Source organism: Pseudomonas sp. P4_B4, assembly GCF_056402255.1.
In genome coordinates this window covers 16,619-30,686 of record NZ_JBFUHS010000049.1, presented here as the reverse complement: position 1 = coordinate 30,686, position 14,068 = coordinate 16,619, and the positions used below count along the sequence as shown (strand labels likewise).

Here is a 14,068-nt window from a genome sequence, read left to right as displayed (position 1 = left end):
CCGAAATCCGCGCCCTGGGCGTGGGCCTGCCGTACGCACTGACCGTCTCGATCTTCGGCGGCACCGCTGAATACATCGCGCTGTGGTTCAAGAGCATCGGCATGGAGACGGGTTACTACTGGTACGTGACCGCGTGTATTGCCGTGTCGTTGCTGGTGTACGTCACCATGCAAGACACCCGCAAGCATTCGCGGATCGTCACTGACTGACAGATAGATCGAAGCTGGCTGTACTGGCCTCTTCGCGAGCAAGCCCGCTCCCACATTCGACCGCGTTCCTTCTGGAACAACCCGGTTAAATGTGGGAGCGGGCTTGCTCGCGAATGGAGCCGACTCGGTACCAAGTCAGTTCGCCAACCTCTCGTTTGCCAAGCTTGTTCTGCGCGATCGAAGCCCCCCTCCCGCAATCACCACCACAACCAAATCCAGATTCGGCCCGCGCCCGGATTGGTGCTGCCGTAGTAAAAATGGGCAAGAGCTTCATGAAAAATCTGTCACGCAGGCGAAAGAGCCGATTAATCACGCGTTAATACTCGCCGCCCAACCTTTAACGGCCTGATCGATTCATTGCGATGCGCTCACTCAGTCCTTGAAAGCGGAAAAGCCTGTCGGCCTTAACATCTAATTAATCGATCACTATCAAGATTTAATTGCGAAATTCAATCGATTAATCTGGCGTCTTGGCTTTTTTTCACAAAACGCCAACGAGACGGGAGTCACCACCATGAAAACCAAACTGATCCTTGCCCTGGCCCTTTCCGTACTGGCTGCCAACACGTTCGCCGCCGATGGCTACGACAAAACCGGCTCGGCCTCTTTTGAGTCCGGTGCCAGCGCCGCCATCGAACGCAGCCACTCGGGCACCTATGCCTCTGACGGCTTCGATAAAACCGGCACTGCGGGCGCTGTCGCTGCCGACGGTTTCGACAAAACCGGTAGCGCTGAAGCTATCGGCTGATCGTGGAGGGAAACTCACAGCCCGGCTTCGGCCGGGCTTAGTCGTTTTTGGGGTAATACAATTCTTCCGGCAGACCACAAAACCTGTGGGAGCGGGCTTGCTCGCGAAGACGGCGGCACATCCAATATCAATGTGACTGGCACATCGCTTTCGCGAGCAAGCCCGCTCCCACATTGGATCTCATCAACTCAAGTACCGAATCCGACTGGAAATCTGCGGCGCGTGCTTGCACCATGAGCGTCTCCCGCAAGTTCTGGAAATCCCCATGCCCGACGACATCCACTTCTACGAACCCGCCAACGGCCACGGCCTGCCCCACGATCCGTTCAACGCCATCGTCGGCCCGCGCCCCATCGGCTGGATCTCCTCACAGGATGCCGAGGGCCGCTTGAACCTGGCGCCCTACAGCTTCTTCAACGCCTTCAACTACATCCCGCCGATCGTTGGTTTTTCCAGCGTCGGACGCAAAGACAGCCTGAACAACATCGAACAAACCGGCGAGTTCGCCTGGAACCTGGCCACCCGGCCGCTGGCCGAGCGGATGAACCAGAGCAGCGCCATGGTCAAACCTGAGGTCAACGAGTTCGAACTGGCCGGGCTGACGACCGCTGCCTCGAAGGTCATTCAGGTGCCGCGGGTGGCCGAGAGCCCGGTGTCCTTCGAGTGCAAGGTCACGCAGATCATCCAGTTGCAACGGGCGGACGGCAATGTGGTGCCGACTTGGCTGATTCTCGGCGAAGTGGTCGCCGTGCATATCGCCAAATGGCTGTTGAAGGACGGGATATACGACACCGCCGCGGCAGAACCGATTCTGCGCGGCGGCGGGCCAGCGGATTATTTCCAGCTGGGGCCTGAGGCGTTATTCAAGATGTACCGCCCGGGGCGGTGAGAATCACCAGAGCAGGTCGGTGTTTTCCTTGACGTCCTTGAGTCGGGTCAGCTCCTTGGCGGCTGCATCATCGGCCTCGTGAGCGGTCTTGAAGATCTGGCCTTCCAGCACTTTGTGAAAACGCGGGGCGCCCACACCACCCAGCGCTTTGACGGCGATAGCGGCGTGGTAACCACCCTCGCCCGGTACTACAGCGGAAACAGCTTCGAAGTGATCAAAGGCTTTTCTTGCCATGTCGCGAATCCTGGCTGGTTGAGAATGCTGCCATTAAACCCTCAACCGGCCATTTTGTGTACCGCCGCTGCGGACTGACCCAGGGCCTGCGCCACCGAGACATCCTTGAAGGTGTGGAAATCCAGGCTGTTGACCACCAGCTCCTGCACCAGCTCGGCAAAAATCTCCATCGCCGGCGTGCTGAAGTACGCGGTCATGGCCTGTTGATTGCTCCAGAAACCGGACACCAGCCACAGTTCCGGGTCGCACTGCGAATGCTGCAAGGCAAAGCTCAGGCAGCCTGGCGCTGCGCGGGACGGCTCGATCAGGGCGCTGAGGCGCACACCGAGTTCCGCCGAACGCCCGGCGCGCGCTCGAACGAAGGCCATATGACTGACGGGGATCTGCGTGGACATGTTCAACCCTCCCGGGGAGTCGCGTGGCAGCCGGGGGACGGGCTGCGACAGGATCAAAGGTTAAGGGCCGCGACGCCTGTCTCGTTAGTCGATTCCTGCCGGCGCGTTGCACAATCCTGCGAAACTGCATCGCCAGCCTGTAACAAGCGGTAAAACCCTGTCACGGTTCTGCCACACGAGTTTCAAGCAAGTTTTTTAGGCACAGGGCTCTAGTGACAACACCGCCGGTCGACCCCGAGCAGAATCAGGCAAGCATTTGACAGGATGTGTCTACCGCTGCCACTTGCACAAACTTATGCTCTGCTCCATTCCTTCCATGCCTTGCCGAGGATGCCTCGCATGTCGTCGCTCGATCACTTTCAAGCCCCGCTGGACACCGACATGGAAAAGCAACGTGCGGAACTGGCGGCGATCATTCGCCGCAACACCGCCGAAGATGGCAGTTATGCCACGGCCATAGGCTCACTGTTCATGTCCCGCCACAGCCAGTCCCACGAGTTCGCCCCGGTGCTCGCGCAACCGGCGCTGTGCATCATGGCCCAGGGGCGCAAGGAAGTTCAGTTGGCCAACGAGTACTTCAATTACGACCCGCTGAATTACCTGGTGGTCTCGGTCTCGATGCCGCTGAGTGGACGGGTGGTGAATGTCTCGGCCGAGGAACCGATCCTGGCCTTGCGCCTGGACATCGACCCGGCGGAAATCACTGCGCTGATCGCCGACGCCGGCCCCCTCGGCGTGCCCACCCGGCCGACCGGGCGCGGGCTGTATGTCGAAAAACTCGACAGCGCGATGCTCGACGCCGTACTGCGCCTGGCACGGTTGCTGGACACGCCAAAAGACATCGCCATGCTGGCGCCGCTGATTCGCCGGGAGATCCTCTATCGCCTGTTGCGCAGCAAACAGGGGCATCGGTTGTACGAAATCGCCATTGCCAACAGCCAGAGCCATCGCATCAGCCAGGCGATCAAATGGCTCAATGGCAATTTTGAACAGCCGTTGCGCATTGATGATCTGGCGAAGGAAGTGAACCTGAGCGTGTCGACGCTGCATCACCGCTTCAAGGCGATGACGGCGATGAGTCCGTTGCAGTATCAGAAGCAGTTGCGCCTGCAGGAAGCACGGCGGCTGATGCTGGCCGAAGGACTGGAGGCTTCGGCGGCGGGGTATCGGGTCGGGTATGAAAGCCCGTCGCAGTTCAGCCGTGAGTACAGCCGGTTGTTCGGGGCTCCGCCATTGCGGGATCTGGCGCGGTTGCGGTTGACGGTTTGATCAGGGTCCAGTGGTGCGGCTACTGACGCCTTCGCGGGCAAGCCCGCTCCCACAGGGGATTATTGGTGGTCACCAAATTGTGTGAACACCAACAATCCTTGTGGGAGCGGGCTTGCCCGCGAAGAGGCCAGCAAGGCTGGCATCAAATCTGGATCAGGCCCCAAGTACCCGGCAAGCCTCCACCGGCAAGGTCACCGACACCGGATGACCAACGCTCAGGCCAAAGCCCTGGCACGGCGTGCTCAGCGCGGTAAACGACACCCCGGAACACTCCACCGTGGTCTCGATGGTCGCGCCGATATCGCGCACGAACGTCACCTTGCCCAGCAAGCGGTTGCCCGCAGTCGCCTGGGGTGCCGACAGTTGCAGGTCTTCCGGGCGAATCAGCATCTTCACCTTTTCACCGGCCACAATGCTGCTGCAGATCGGCACCTGCAGCGCATCGCCGCCCGGCAAGCTGACCTTGCCGTTACCCAGCACCGTGGCCGGGAAGATGTTGCCCGAGCCGATGAAGTCCGCGACGAACTCGTTGGCCGGATGGCGGTAGATCTCGATCGGCGTGCCCACCTGCTGCACCTTGTGCTCACCCAATACGACCACGATATCGGCCATGGTCATGGCCTCGCGCTGGTCGTGGGTCACCATGATGGTGGTGATGTTCAGGCGCTGTTGCAGCTGACGGATTTCCACCTGCATCGACTCGCGCAGCTTGGCATCCAGTGCCGACAGCGGTTCGTCGAGCAGGAGGATTTTCGGGTGCGAGGCAATCGCCCGGGCAATCGCCACGCGCTGGCGTTGGCCGCCGGACAGCTTGGCCACCGGACGATTGATCATCGCTTGCAGCTGGATCAGTTCCAGCAATTCCACCACCCGCGCCTGCTGATCGGCCTTGCTGACCCCGCGCAGTTTCAGCGGATAGGCGATGTTCTCCCCGACAGTCATGTGTGGGAACAACGCCAGGGACTGGAACACCATGCCGAAGTTGCGCAGGTGCGCCGGGGTGTTGCCGATGTCTTCGCCATCCAGGCGGATCTCGCCGCCGGTCAGGGTTTCAAGGCCGGCAATCATACGCAGCAAGGTGGTTTTGCCGCAGCCCGAAGGGCCGAGGAAACACACCAGTTTGCCCTCGGGCAAATGCAGGTTCACATCCGTTACCGCGCAGGCCGAGCCGTAATGTTTCTCGACGTTTTCCAGAATCAGACCAGACATGTGAATCACCTCAAGAAATCAGAACGAAACGCCACCTTCACCAACCAGTTTTTCGAGTGCCCAAATCAGGACAAAGTCGATCAACACGATCAGCACGGCAAACGAAAATACGGTTGGGTCGAGCGAAGACACGGTGCGGCTGTACATCCAGATCGGCACGGTCATGACGTCGATGGTGTAGAGGAAATAGGTCACAGTGAATTCGTTGAACGAGACGATGAACGCCAGCAGCATGCCCGCCAGGATCCCCGACTTCATCAACGGCACCACCACATCGACAATCGCCCGCAGCGGTGAAGCACCGAGCATTTGCGCGGCCTCTTCGACTTCGCTGCCGATGGAGAGCATCGCCGCCGTGCAGTTCTTCACCACGAACGGCAACGCGAGGATCACGTGGGCAATCACCAGGCGCGAGGTGGTCATGTGGAACGGCAGGCTGTCGAACACCAGCAGCAACGCCAGACCCAACACCACCATCGGGAACACCAGCGGCAACGACATCAGTTGCAGCGCCACGGCCTTGCCGCGGAACTCGCAACGAGTCAGCGCGTAGGCCGCCGGCACCGCGATGATCGTGGCGAAAATCATGGTCAGGCACGACACCAGCAGGCTGGTGCTCATGGCCTGGCCGAGGCTCAGTACATCACTGGCGTCCGGCGACACGAAGGTGTGCCAGGCGGCCTTGTACCATTGCAGGCTGTAGCTGCTCGGCGGGAAGTCGAGGTTCGACGCGCCGCTGAACGACATCACGATCATGGTCAGGATCGGCAACACCGCCAACAGCAGGATGAAGCCCGAGAGGATGCCGGCAAACTTGCCGGTATCACCCGGCAACAGCGACTGGCGCTTCTTGATCAGGGTACTCATTGCGAAGCCTCCAGCATGCGGCGACGGCGGCCAGTGATGTATTCGGACAGGGTCATGATCGCGAGGGTGGTGACGATCAGCACCACACCGGCAGCGGATGCGGCGGGCCAGTTCATCAGCGGGGCGATCTGGTCATGCACCATCACCGCCAGCATCGGCACGCGCCGGCCACCGAGCAGCAAGGGCACCACGAAACTGCTGGCGTTGTAGGCGAACACCAGGGTCGCACCGGTAATGATCCCCGGCAGACTCATTGGCAATACCACTTGGCGGAACACCTGGAAGCGACTGGCGCCGAGGGTGGCAGCAGCTTCTTCGTAACTGCGGGCGACGCCGCGCATGGCGCTGGCAATCGGCAACACGGCCAGCGGGAAGGCGGTTTGCACCAGGCCCATCAACACGCCGTTCTGGTTGTACAACAGCATGATCGGGCGCTTGATCAGGCCCAGGCCCATCAGGGTCTGGTTGAGCATGCCACCGGGGCCGAGGATCACCAGCCAGCCGTAGCTTTGCAGAAGCAGGTTGACCAGCAATGGCAGCAACACCGCCGCAAGGAAGATCCGGCGCACGAACGGCGAGGTCAGGCGCGACATGGTGTAGGCCACCGGGATCGCCAGAATCACTGCGATCACCGCGCTGATCAGCGCCAGGCGCAGGGTCAGCATCAGCGACTTGAGGTAATAGGGTTCCAGCAACTGGGCGTAACTGGCCAGGCTGAACCCGGACCATTCCGCGCCTTTGGTGCCCACGCTCATGCGCAGTACCAGGAGGCTCGCGGCAATCAGTACGCCAAGAAACAGCATCGACGGCGAGAGGAAAAGCCAGGCGCGCGTCGTTGGCGAAACACCCCGAGCGGCGCGCACGGGGGCGGCACTCACCGGATGAGTCAGAGGTTGGTGTTCCATAGCAAAGGGTCTCGTCAATGGAGGATCAATGGCACACGGAAGCGGGGTGTCAACCCCGGCCCCTGTAGGAGCGAGCTTGCTCGCGAAGGACGTGAAGGCGCCGCGTTCATTCAGGCAGCCCTCGTCATCGTTAACGTCCATCGCGAGCAAGCTCGCTCCTACAGATCAGGAAGAAAAGATTTCCGTGTAACGACGAATCCATTGGTCATGCACAGTCGCCAGGAAGGCGTTGTCGTGCATGATCGCCTTCTCGGCAATCTGCTCCGGCGTGAGGATGTACGGGCTCTTGCGTGCTTCGGCGGAGATGATCGCCTTGGCGTTGACCGGGCCGTTGTAGATGTCTTCAGCCATCTTGCCCTGCACCAGCGGGTCCAGGGAGTGGTTGATGAAGGCGTAAGCCATGTCGGTATCGCCCGGACGGTTCTTCGGCATCACCGAGAGCATCAGGTCGGTGTAGAAACCTTCCTTCATGCCGAACGTGGCGCCCAGGCCGTAGTTCGGATCGCGGATCTGTTTCGGGAAGAAGGCCGGTGCGTACAGGCCGCCCATGTCCAGGGAACCGGTGCGGAACAGTTCGGCGATCTGGTTCGGGTTTTCGCCCAGGGTCACCACGCGATCTTTCAGCTCGGCGAGTTTCTTGAAACCAGGCTCGATGTTGTGTTCGTCACCACCGGCCAGTTTGGCGGCGATGATGATCAGGTCCATGGCCTCGGTCCAGTTCGGCGGTGGCAGGAAGATGTTCGGGGCCAGTTCTGGATCCCACAGGGCCGCGTAGCTGTCCGGCGCTTGTTTCTGGGTGCGGGTGCTGTAGACCAGGCTGTTGCACCACAGCAGGTAACCGATACCGTGGCCATTGGCGCCGGTGCGGTATTTCTCCGGTACATCGACGAGATTGGGAATGCGGTTGAGGTCGGGTTTTTCCAGCAGGTTGGCGGCGGCCAAACCTTCGGCACCGACGCCTGCCAGGGTGATGATGTCGTACTGCGGACGATCACCGCCGGCCTTGAGCTTGGCGACCATTTCCGAGGTACTGCCGGTGCGGTCAGCGATGACCTTGCAGCTGTACTTGTCTTCGAACGTCGCGGCGATGTTGCGCAGTGCGGCCAGGCCGGTGTCATCGGACCAGGTCAGCAAACGCAGGGTCTTGCCGGCAAAACGTGTGTCGCTGGCATTGGCCTTGATGAACGGCATGCTCATGGCTGCCGCTGCAACCGAGGCTACGCCCACGGTCTTGATAAATTGACGTCTGTTCAGATCATGCTCGCCCATTACGGACTCCCTTTGTTTTTGTAGGTATGAGGCAGGTCGAAACTGTTGCATCCGCGCGGCCGGACCAGCGTTAGCCCTCGTATTTTCGGGGGCTTGGCTGAGCCAGCGAGTTCATCCTGAGGTCGTGTAAAACACCTGACTATCGATAAAAACTCATTGAAGCCATGACGCCAGCGCATGCCTCCTGTAGGAGCGAGCTTGCTCGCGATGGACGTCAACGATAACGCTGTGAGCCTGATACCCCGCAGCGTTCTCAGGTTCTTCGCGAGCAAGCTCGCTCCTACAGTGATCGGCGTCAGACAGCCCGAATCACGTGTTTGATTTCCTGGAAAGCCTGCAAGCCCCACGGGCCCAATTCGCGGCCGATGCTGCTCTGCTTGTAGCCGCCCCAGGCGGTCTGCGGGAAGATCACCTGCGGCGCGTTGATCCACACAAGCCCCGCCTGCAAAGCGTTGGCGACGCGGTCAGCGGTCTGTGCATTGCGCGTCACCACACTGGCGACCAATCCAAATTGACTGTCGTTGGCCAGGGCAATCGCCTCGGCTTCAGAGGCAAAACTGCGCACGCAGATCACCGGGCCGAAAATCTCTTCACACCACAGCGCACTGTCGAGGGGCACTTCGGTGAAAACCGTCGGCTGCAAAAAATATCCGCGCGGCAGGTCGGGCGGGCGATTGCCACCGCAAACCAGTTTGGCGCCGGCACTCAAACCGCGATCGATGTGACCGAGCACGCGCTGGTATTGCGCCTGATTGACCAGCGCGCCCATTTCCACGTTCGGATCGAACGGGTCGGCCACGCGAATGGCTTCGGCACGGGCCTTCACACGGATCAGGAATTCATCGGCCAGTTCATCGGCGACCAGCACGCGGCTGGTGGCGGAACACATCTGCCCGGCGTTGAAGAAACCACCGCCACAGGCCACTTCCACCGCCAGATCGAGATCGGCATCGGCCAGCACCAGCAGCGAGGATTTGCCGCCCAGCTCCAGGCTCACGCCCTTGACGGTTTCAGCCGCCCGTTGCATGACCTGCACGCCGACCGCGTTGCTGCCGGTGAAGGAAATTTTCGCAATGCGCGAGTCAGCCGACAGGGGCGCGCCAACCGCGAGGCCAGTGCCGCACACCAGGTTGAACACGCCCGCAGGCAACCTGGCTTCAGCGATGATTGCCGCCAGCTCCAGTTCCGGCAGCGGCGTCACTTCCGAAGGCTTGAGCACCACGCAGCAACCGGCGGCCAGGGCCGGCGCGAGTTTCCACGCGGTGGTGACCATCGGGAAATTCCACGGCACGATCAGGCCGACCACACCGCACGGCTCACGGCGCAGGCGAGCGCTGAAATCGTCTGTCGGCAGCTCAATGGCGCTGTCCTGTTTCGCGTCCAGGCCTTCGGCCAGACCGGCGTAATACTCGAACGTGGCGATCACGTCATCGACGTCGATCGCGGCTTCGAATTGCGGCTTGCCGTTGTTGCTCGACTGCAAGTGCATCAACTTTTCACGATTGGCCTGCACGCCCGCCGCGATTTTGCGCAGGATCGCACCGCGTTCGGCACCCGTGGTTTTCGACCAGTCGGCGAACGCCTGGGTCGCCGCGCTCACGGCTTGATCAACCGCACGCTCATCGCCGCCATTGACGGTGGTCAACAGGGCTTCGGTCGCCGGGTTGATCACGCGCAAGTGTTCGTTGCCGGCCAACCATTGGCCGTTGATGTACAGGCCATCCAGGGTCGTAGGGAAGCTCATTTCGACACCGCCTGCATCCACTGGGTCTGGTCGATTTCAATCAGGGTCGGGCCCTGGCGATCGGTGGCGACACGCAATGCGCCGCGCAGTTGCTCGACACTGCTGACCGCTTCGGCGGCGCAACCCAATGCCTTGGCCACACCGATGAAGTCCGGGGTGTAGATGTCCACGCCGACCGGCTCGATGGCGCGGTTGACCATGTATTTCTTGATCTCTTCGTAGCCCTGGTTATTCCACAGCAGCACGATCACCGGGGTGCGCGCTTCAACGGCACTGGCCAGTTCCGGCAGGGTGAACTGCAGGCCACCGTCGCCGATTAGGCACACCACCGGAGGACGCGCGCCACCTTCGACGCTGCCACCCAGCCAGGCGCCAATCGCCGCCGGCAAGGCGTAGCCGAGGGTGCCGTAACCGGTGGACGAGTTGAACCAGCGACGCGGACGCTCCGGATTGAACGTCAGGTTGCCGGTGTACACCGGCTGGGTCGAATCGCCGACGAATACGGCGTTCGGCAATTCATGCAGAACGGTTTCGAGGAAGCGGGTCTGGGCCAGGGTCGGTGCGTCCCAGGTCGCGGCCAGGTCTTCGCGCAGACGAGCAGCACGTACTTGCCCCCAATCGTTGCGACGCTCGGCCAGGGATTTGTGCGACAGGGCACTGAGCAAAGCCTGGGCGGCGTTACGCGAGTCGGCCACCAATGCCACGTGCGGCGGGTAGTTGCGCACGGTCTGGTCCGGGTCGATATCGACGCGCAGCAACTTGCCAGGAATTTCGAAGCCACCGGCGAAGGTCACGTCGTAGTCGGTCTCGGCCAGTTCGGTGCCGATGGCCAGTACCACGTCGGCCTCGGCGACCAGCGCACGGGTGGCGACCAGGCTCTGGGTCGAACCGATCAGCAACGGGTGGCCGGAGGCGAGCATGCCCTTGGCATTGATGGTCAGGGCGACCGGCGCGTCCAGCAGTTCGGCCAGCTCAGTCAGCTCGACAGCCGCGTCGATGGCACCGCCACCAGCGAGAATCAGCGGACGCTTGGCGCCGGCCAGCAAATCGGTCATGCGCGACACAGCACTCGGCGAAGCACCGGCGCGGTCGATGTTGACCGGCAGGCTGCTGAGCAGGTCATCGGCTTCTTCGACCAATACGTCCAATGGAATTTCGATGTGCACCGGACGCGGACGGCCGGCCTGGAACAGTGCAAAGGCGCGAGCCAGCACGCCCGGCAATTCCGACGCCGACATCAGGGTGTGGGAGAACGCCGCCACACCGGCACACAGTGCGCCTTGGTTCGGCAGCTCATGCAGCTTGCCGCGACCGCCGCCCAACTGGCTGCGCGATTGCACGCTGGAGATCACCAGCATCGGGATCGAATCGGCATAGGCCTGGCCCATGGCGGTGGTGATGTTGGTCATGCCTGGGCCGGTGATGATGAAGCACACACCCGGTTTGCCGCTGGTGCGGGCGTAGCCGTCGGCCATGAAGCCGGCGCCCTGTTCATGGCGCGGCGTGACGTGGTTGATGCTCGAACGGGCCAGCCCGCGATACAGCTCCACGGTATGCACCCCCGGAATGCCGAACACCTGCTCGACCCCGTAGTTTTCGAGTAACTTGACCAATACTTCGCCGCACGTCGCCATGTCTTTGCCCTTTTTGTTCGTTTGAGACGCCGGGCGTGCGCTGTGTTTATGATGGATTCGCAGGCCCGGGAATGGCCTCATTGGAACGGGCGACACGTAGCCGCAACAATGGATAAAAAGTCATACTAGCCATGTCCTCACGTCATACCTTGGATCCCAATGAAACGACTGCCTCCCCTGCCGGCGCTACATACCTTTCTGATTACCGCGCAGTGCTGCAACTTCACCCGGGCCGCCGAACAGCTGCACATCACCCAGGGCGCGGTGAGTCGGCAGATCGCCGGGCTGGAAGATCATCTGGGTTATGAGCTGTTCATTCGCCTGGCCCGAGGCCTGGACCTGACAGCCGAGGGACGGGAATGGCTGCCACGGGTCCAGCAGATTTTCGGCCTGATCGACGAGGCCGTTGAACAGATCGGCGAGAAGCGCGAAACCCTGCAACTCAAGGCACCGACCTGCGTCATGCGCTGGTTGCTGCCGCGTCTGTTGCAATGGCAACGGGAACGCCCGGACGTGCCGGTGGAACTGACCACCACGGTCAAGCACGGGGTGGATTTTCATCGCGAGCAGTTCGATGCGGCGGTGATGTATGGCGCACCGCCGGACGATTCATTGATGTCGCAAAAACTCTTCGACGAACAACTCACGCCTGTGTGTTCCAGACCGATACTCGAAGGCCCCATGCCCCTGCAGACACCGACCGATCTGCAACAGCACCTGCTGCTGCACCCGACCCGCGATGAACGGGACTGGAAGGCCTGGTTGAAAGCGGCGGATGTGCATTTGACCAATGTCGGCAAGGGCCAGCATTTCGAAACATTGGACCTGGCGATGTCGATGGCTTCCCAGGGAACGGGGGTGGCGATTGGCGATTGGTCGCTGATCGGCGATGACCTGAACGCCGGGAGGTTGGTCATGCCATTCGAATTGAAGGTGACAACAGGACTGGCGTATTACCTGGTGTTCCCCGAAAAACCCGGGCCTTCGCCGAAGTTGATGGAATTGATGGGCTGGTTGGTGGAGCAGGCGCAGAGCCGCTGAAAAGCTTCGCGAGCAAGCCCGCTCCCACAGTAGATCTCTCGTGAACACACTATTTGTGTACGACGGTGATCAAGTGTGGGAGCGGGCTTGCTCCCGAATGGTTTAAACCACGCCATCAATAACCGACTGTAAACCGCTGTCGCGAATGCTTCGGCGCTTCCACTTCGTCGAGCATTGCAATCGCGTAGTCGGCAAAGGTAATCCAGCTGCGCCCTTCACTGCTCACCAGCAAATCATCCTGACCGAGGCGGAATTTCCCGGTGCGCTCTCCCTCGACAAATTCGGCCGATGGCGACAGGAAGGTCCAGTCCAGATCCCGCTCTTCACGCAAGTTTGCGAGGAATTCGGCACCGGCACTGGCCTCTGCCTTGTAAGCCTCAGGGAAACCTTCGCTATCGATCACTCGAGTGCCATCGGGCAATAGCAGCGAACCCGCCCCGCCCACCACCAGCAGACGTTTGACCCCAGATTTTTTCACCGGGCCAACGACTGCGCTGGCAGGTAGCGTGGCGAAATGCGCCGCGCTGATAACCACGTCATGGCCCGCAATTGCAGCTTGCAACGCAGCGGCATCAAGGGCATCGACGGCCTTGCTGACCACACCTTCACGAGGGTCGATTTTCGATGTGTCGCGGGCGATGGCGGTAACGCTGTGACCGCGACGCAGGGCTTCTTCCAGCAGTTGGCTACCGGCACGACCGGTGGCACCGATGATTGCGATTTTGCTCATGACGTTCTCCAGTGGGTTGAGCTTCTTGGATTTCAGTTGAGGCGGGTTACCACTTCATCTCGCCCTTCGCGACCTTGGCGCTCAGCTCCAGGGAGCTTTCATCACCCAGGGTCGGGAAGCGTTTTTTCATCGCCGCGATCAGCGCGGCAGAATCCTTGGCCTTGGCGGTTTCTTCGTCGAAGGCTTTGATGTAAGCGGCGGTGGACTGCACGGCTGCCAGGGAGCGATCGCTCTCACCAAGGTAATGACCCGGCACCACGGTCTGCGGCTTCAGGGTTTCAATGGAATGCAGCGTAGCCAACCAATCGGCATGGGACTGTAGCGTTTGCGTGTCAGCCATCCACACGTGGATGTTTTGCGCCACCACGACACCACCAACCACGGCCTTGATCGACGGAATCCACACAAAGCTGCGATCCGGCTGCGGGCCCTCAAGACCAATCACCTGCAACTTCTGCCCTTCGAGGATCAGGCTGTCGCCCTTGAGTACCTGTGGCACGATGGTTTTAGCCGGCACATCGGCACCCATTTTCGGGCCCCAGAACGCCAGTTTGCCGTCGACGGTTCGCTTGATGTGGTCAACGGTCGGTTGCGAGGCGAGGACCTTGGCCTTGGGGAACGCGGCCGTCAGGGTATCGAGGCCGAAGTAGTAGTCCGGGTCACCGTGGCTGATGTAGATGGTGGTCAACTGCTTGCCGCTGGCGCGGATTTTTTCCACCACCTGTTCGGCCTGGGATTTGCCGAATTGCGCATCCACCAGGATCGCTTCTTTCTCGCCACTGACCAGCACCGAGGTCACCGGGAAGATGGCTTTTTCGCCGGGGTTATAGACATCCAGCGTCAGGGTCGAGGCGGCTGCATGGGCGGCGAAACCGAGGGCGGCGCCTGCCAGCAAAACCCGCTTTAAAGTGGTGAAACCGATCAT

The 14,068-nt window shown here is 61.0% G+C and carries 14 protein-coding genes and 1 pseudogene; 5 read left to right on the top strand and 10 right to left on the bottom strand.

The features are described 5' to 3' along the window. From AC1DVE_RS29400 to AC1DVE_RS29390, 3 genes and pseudogenes are all read left to right on the top strand, one after another. Nucleotides 1-209, top strand: a pseudogene (locus tag AC1DVE_RS29400) (MFS transporter); the annotation flags it as partial. A gap of 514 nt (nucleotides 210-723) precedes the next feature. Further along, a complete protein-coding gene (locus tag AC1DVE_RS29395) occupies nucleotides 724-957 on the top strand; it encodes a hypothetical protein (protein WP_046042167.1) in 234 nt (77 codons plus the stop codon). Nucleotides 958-1,222: 265 nt separating this feature from the next. Then, nucleotides 1,223-1,846 (top strand): flavin reductase family protein, encoded by a 624-nt coding sequence (locus tag AC1DVE_RS29390; RefSeq protein WP_223534397.1) that lies wholly within the window; start codon nucleotides 1,223-1,225, stop codon nucleotides 1,844-1,846. A gap of 3 nt (nucleotides 1,847-1,849) precedes the next feature. On the opposite strand, the gene AC1DVE_RS29385 is transcribed toward AC1DVE_RS29390, so the two are convergent. Together AC1DVE_RS29385 and AC1DVE_RS29380 are read right to left on the bottom strand one after the other, a co-directional pair. Further along, the gene (locus AC1DVE_RS29385) at nucleotides 1,850-2,080 is read right to left on the bottom strand and encodes a hypothetical protein (RefSeq protein WP_223459594.1); all 231 of its coding nucleotides are present in this window, start codon (nucleotides 2,078-2,080) and stop codon (nucleotides 1,850-1,852) included. 41 nt (nucleotides 2,081-2,121) lie between these two features. Further along, the gene (locus tag AC1DVE_RS29380) at nucleotides 2,122-2,475 is read right to left on the bottom strand and encodes a putative quinol monooxygenase (RefSeq protein ID WP_223459596.1); all 354 of its coding nucleotides are present in this window, start codon (nucleotides 2,473-2,475) and stop codon (nucleotides 2,122-2,124) included. A 339-nt stretch (nucleotides 2,476-2,814) separates the two neighbouring features. On the opposite strand from AC1DVE_RS29380, the gene AC1DVE_RS29375 reads away from it, so the two are divergent. Continuing rightward, the gene (locus AC1DVE_RS29375) at nucleotides 2,815-3,744 is read left to right on the top strand and encodes an AraC family transcriptional regulator (protein WP_223459598.1); all 930 of its coding nucleotides are present in this window, start codon (nucleotides 2,815-2,817) and stop codon (nucleotides 3,742-3,744) included. Nucleotides 3,745-3,897: 153 nt separating this feature from the next. Here the strand turns inward: AC1DVE_RS29375 and AC1DVE_RS29370 are convergent, their stop codons facing one another. The 6 genes from AC1DVE_RS29370 to AC1DVE_RS29345 form a co-directional block, all read right to left on the bottom strand. Next, complete coding sequence (locus AC1DVE_RS29370) at nucleotides 3,898-4,953, bottom strand: ABC transporter ATP-binding protein (protein ID WP_150757246.1); 1,056 nt, start codon at nucleotides 4,951-4,953, stop codon at nucleotides 3,898-3,900. 18 nt (nucleotides 4,954-4,971) lie between these two features. After that, nucleotides 4,972-5,820 (bottom strand): ABC transporter permease, encoded by an 849-nt coding sequence (locus tag AC1DVE_RS29365; protein WP_223532186.1) that lies wholly within the window; start codon nucleotides 5,818-5,820, stop codon nucleotides 4,972-4,974. Beyond that, nucleotides 5,817-6,725 carry an ABC transporter permease gene (locus tag AC1DVE_RS29360; protein WP_046042160.1) on the bottom strand — a complete coding sequence of 303 codons (909 nt, stop codon included), beginning with the start codon at nucleotides 6,723-6,725 and terminating at the stop codon, nucleotides 5,817-5,819. The genes AC1DVE_RS29365 and AC1DVE_RS29360 overlap by 4 nt, the downstream gene beginning before the upstream one ends. Nucleotides 6,726-6,890: 165 nt before the next feature. Continuing rightward, nucleotides 6,891-7,994 (bottom strand): extracellular solute-binding protein, encoded by a 1,104-nt coding sequence (locus tag AC1DVE_RS29355; RefSeq protein WP_223459601.1) that lies wholly within the window; start codon nucleotides 7,992-7,994, stop codon nucleotides 6,891-6,893. Nucleotides 7,995-8,289: 295 nt separating this feature from the next. After that, the gene (locus AC1DVE_RS29350; protein ID WP_223459603.1) at nucleotides 8,290-9,738 is read right to left on the bottom strand and encodes an aldehyde dehydrogenase family protein; all 1,449 of its coding nucleotides are present in this window, start codon (nucleotides 9,736-9,738) and stop codon (nucleotides 8,290-8,292) included. Beyond that, the gene (locus AC1DVE_RS29345) at nucleotides 9,735-11,372 is read right to left on the bottom strand and encodes a 5-guanidino-2-oxopentanoate decarboxylase (protein WP_223459605.1); all 1,638 of its coding nucleotides are present in this window, start codon (nucleotides 11,370-11,372) and stop codon (nucleotides 9,735-9,737) included. Before AC1DVE_RS29345 ends, AC1DVE_RS29350 begins: the two co-directional genes overlap by 4 nt. A gap of 159 nt (nucleotides 11,373-11,531) precedes the next feature. Between AC1DVE_RS29345 and AC1DVE_RS29340 the strand changes: the two genes are divergently transcribed. Then, nucleotides 11,532-12,413, top strand: coding sequence for a LysR substrate-binding domain-containing protein (locus tag AC1DVE_RS29340; RefSeq protein ID WP_223459607.1), 882 nt, complete (start codon nucleotides 11,532-11,534; stop codon nucleotides 12,411-12,413). A gap of 115 nt (nucleotides 12,414-12,528) precedes the next feature. Here AC1DVE_RS29340 and AC1DVE_RS29335 read toward each other — a convergent pair whose 3' ends face one another. Next, nucleotides 12,529-13,143, bottom strand: a complete 615-nt coding sequence (locus tag AC1DVE_RS29335; RefSeq protein ID WP_223459609.1) for an NAD(P)-dependent oxidoreductase — start codon at nucleotides 13,141-13,143, stop codon at nucleotides 12,529-12,531. 46 nt (nucleotides 13,144-13,189) lie between these two features. After that, the gene (locus AC1DVE_RS29330) at nucleotides 13,190-14,068 is read right to left on the bottom strand and encodes an MBL fold metallo-hydrolase (protein ID WP_223459611.1); all 879 of its coding nucleotides are present in this window, start codon (nucleotides 14,066-14,068) and stop codon (nucleotides 13,190-13,192) included.

Excerpts from the sequence above, each read along its gene's own strand:
- AC1DVE_RS29360 (WP_046042160.1), bottom strand. The coding sequence starts at position 6,725 with ATGGAACACCAACCTCTGACTCATCCGGTGAGTGCCGCCCCCGTGCGC.
- AC1DVE_RS29390 (WP_223534397.1), top strand. The coding sequence starts at position 1,223 with ATGCCCGACGACATCCACTTCTACGAACCCGCCAACGGCCACGGCCTG.
- AC1DVE_RS29355 (WP_223459601.1), bottom strand. The coding sequence starts at position 7,994 with ATGGGCGAGCATGATCTGAACAGACGTCAATTTATCAAGACCGTGGGC.
- AC1DVE_RS29330 (WP_223459611.1), bottom strand. The coding sequence starts at position 14,068 with ATGATCGGTTTCACCACTTTAAAGCGGGTTTTGCTGGCAGGCGCCGCC.
- AC1DVE_RS29335 (WP_223459609.1), bottom strand. The coding sequence starts at position 13,143 with ATGAGCAAAATCGCAATCATCGGTGCCACCGGTCGTGCCGGTAGCCAA.
- AC1DVE_RS29350 (WP_223459603.1), bottom strand. The coding sequence starts at position 9,738 with ATGAGCTTCCCTACGACCCTGGATGGCCTGTACATCAACGGCCAATGG.
- AC1DVE_RS29375 (WP_223459598.1), top strand. The coding sequence starts at position 2,815 with ATGTCGTCGCTCGATCACTTTCAAGCCCCGCTGGACACCGACATGGAA.
- AC1DVE_RS29365 (WP_223532186.1), bottom strand. The coding sequence starts at position 5,820 with ATGAGTACCCTGATCAAGAAGCGCCAGTCGCTGTTGCCGGGTGATACC.
- AC1DVE_RS29385 (WP_223459594.1), bottom strand. The coding sequence starts at position 2,080 with ATGGCAAGAAAAGCCTTTGATCACTTCGAAGCTGTTTCCGCTGTAGTA.
- AC1DVE_RS29345 (WP_223459605.1), bottom strand. The coding sequence starts at position 11,372 with ATGGCGACGTGCGGCGAAGTATTGGTCAAGTTACTCGAAAACTACGGG.
- AC1DVE_RS29380 (WP_223459596.1), bottom strand. The coding sequence starts at position 2,475 with ATGTCCACGCAGATCCCCGTCAGTCATATGGCCTTCGTTCGAGCGCGC.
- AC1DVE_RS29395 (WP_046042167.1), top strand. The coding sequence starts at position 724 with ATGAAAACCAAACTGATCCTTGCCCTGGCCCTTTCCGTACTGGCTGCC.
- AC1DVE_RS29370 (WP_150757246.1), bottom strand. The coding sequence starts at position 4,953 with ATGTCTGGTCTGATTCTGGAAAACGTCGAGAAACATTACGGCTCGGCC.
- AC1DVE_RS29340 (WP_223459607.1), top strand. The coding sequence starts at position 11,532 with ATGAAACGACTGCCTCCCCTGCCGGCGCTACATACCTTTCTGATTACC.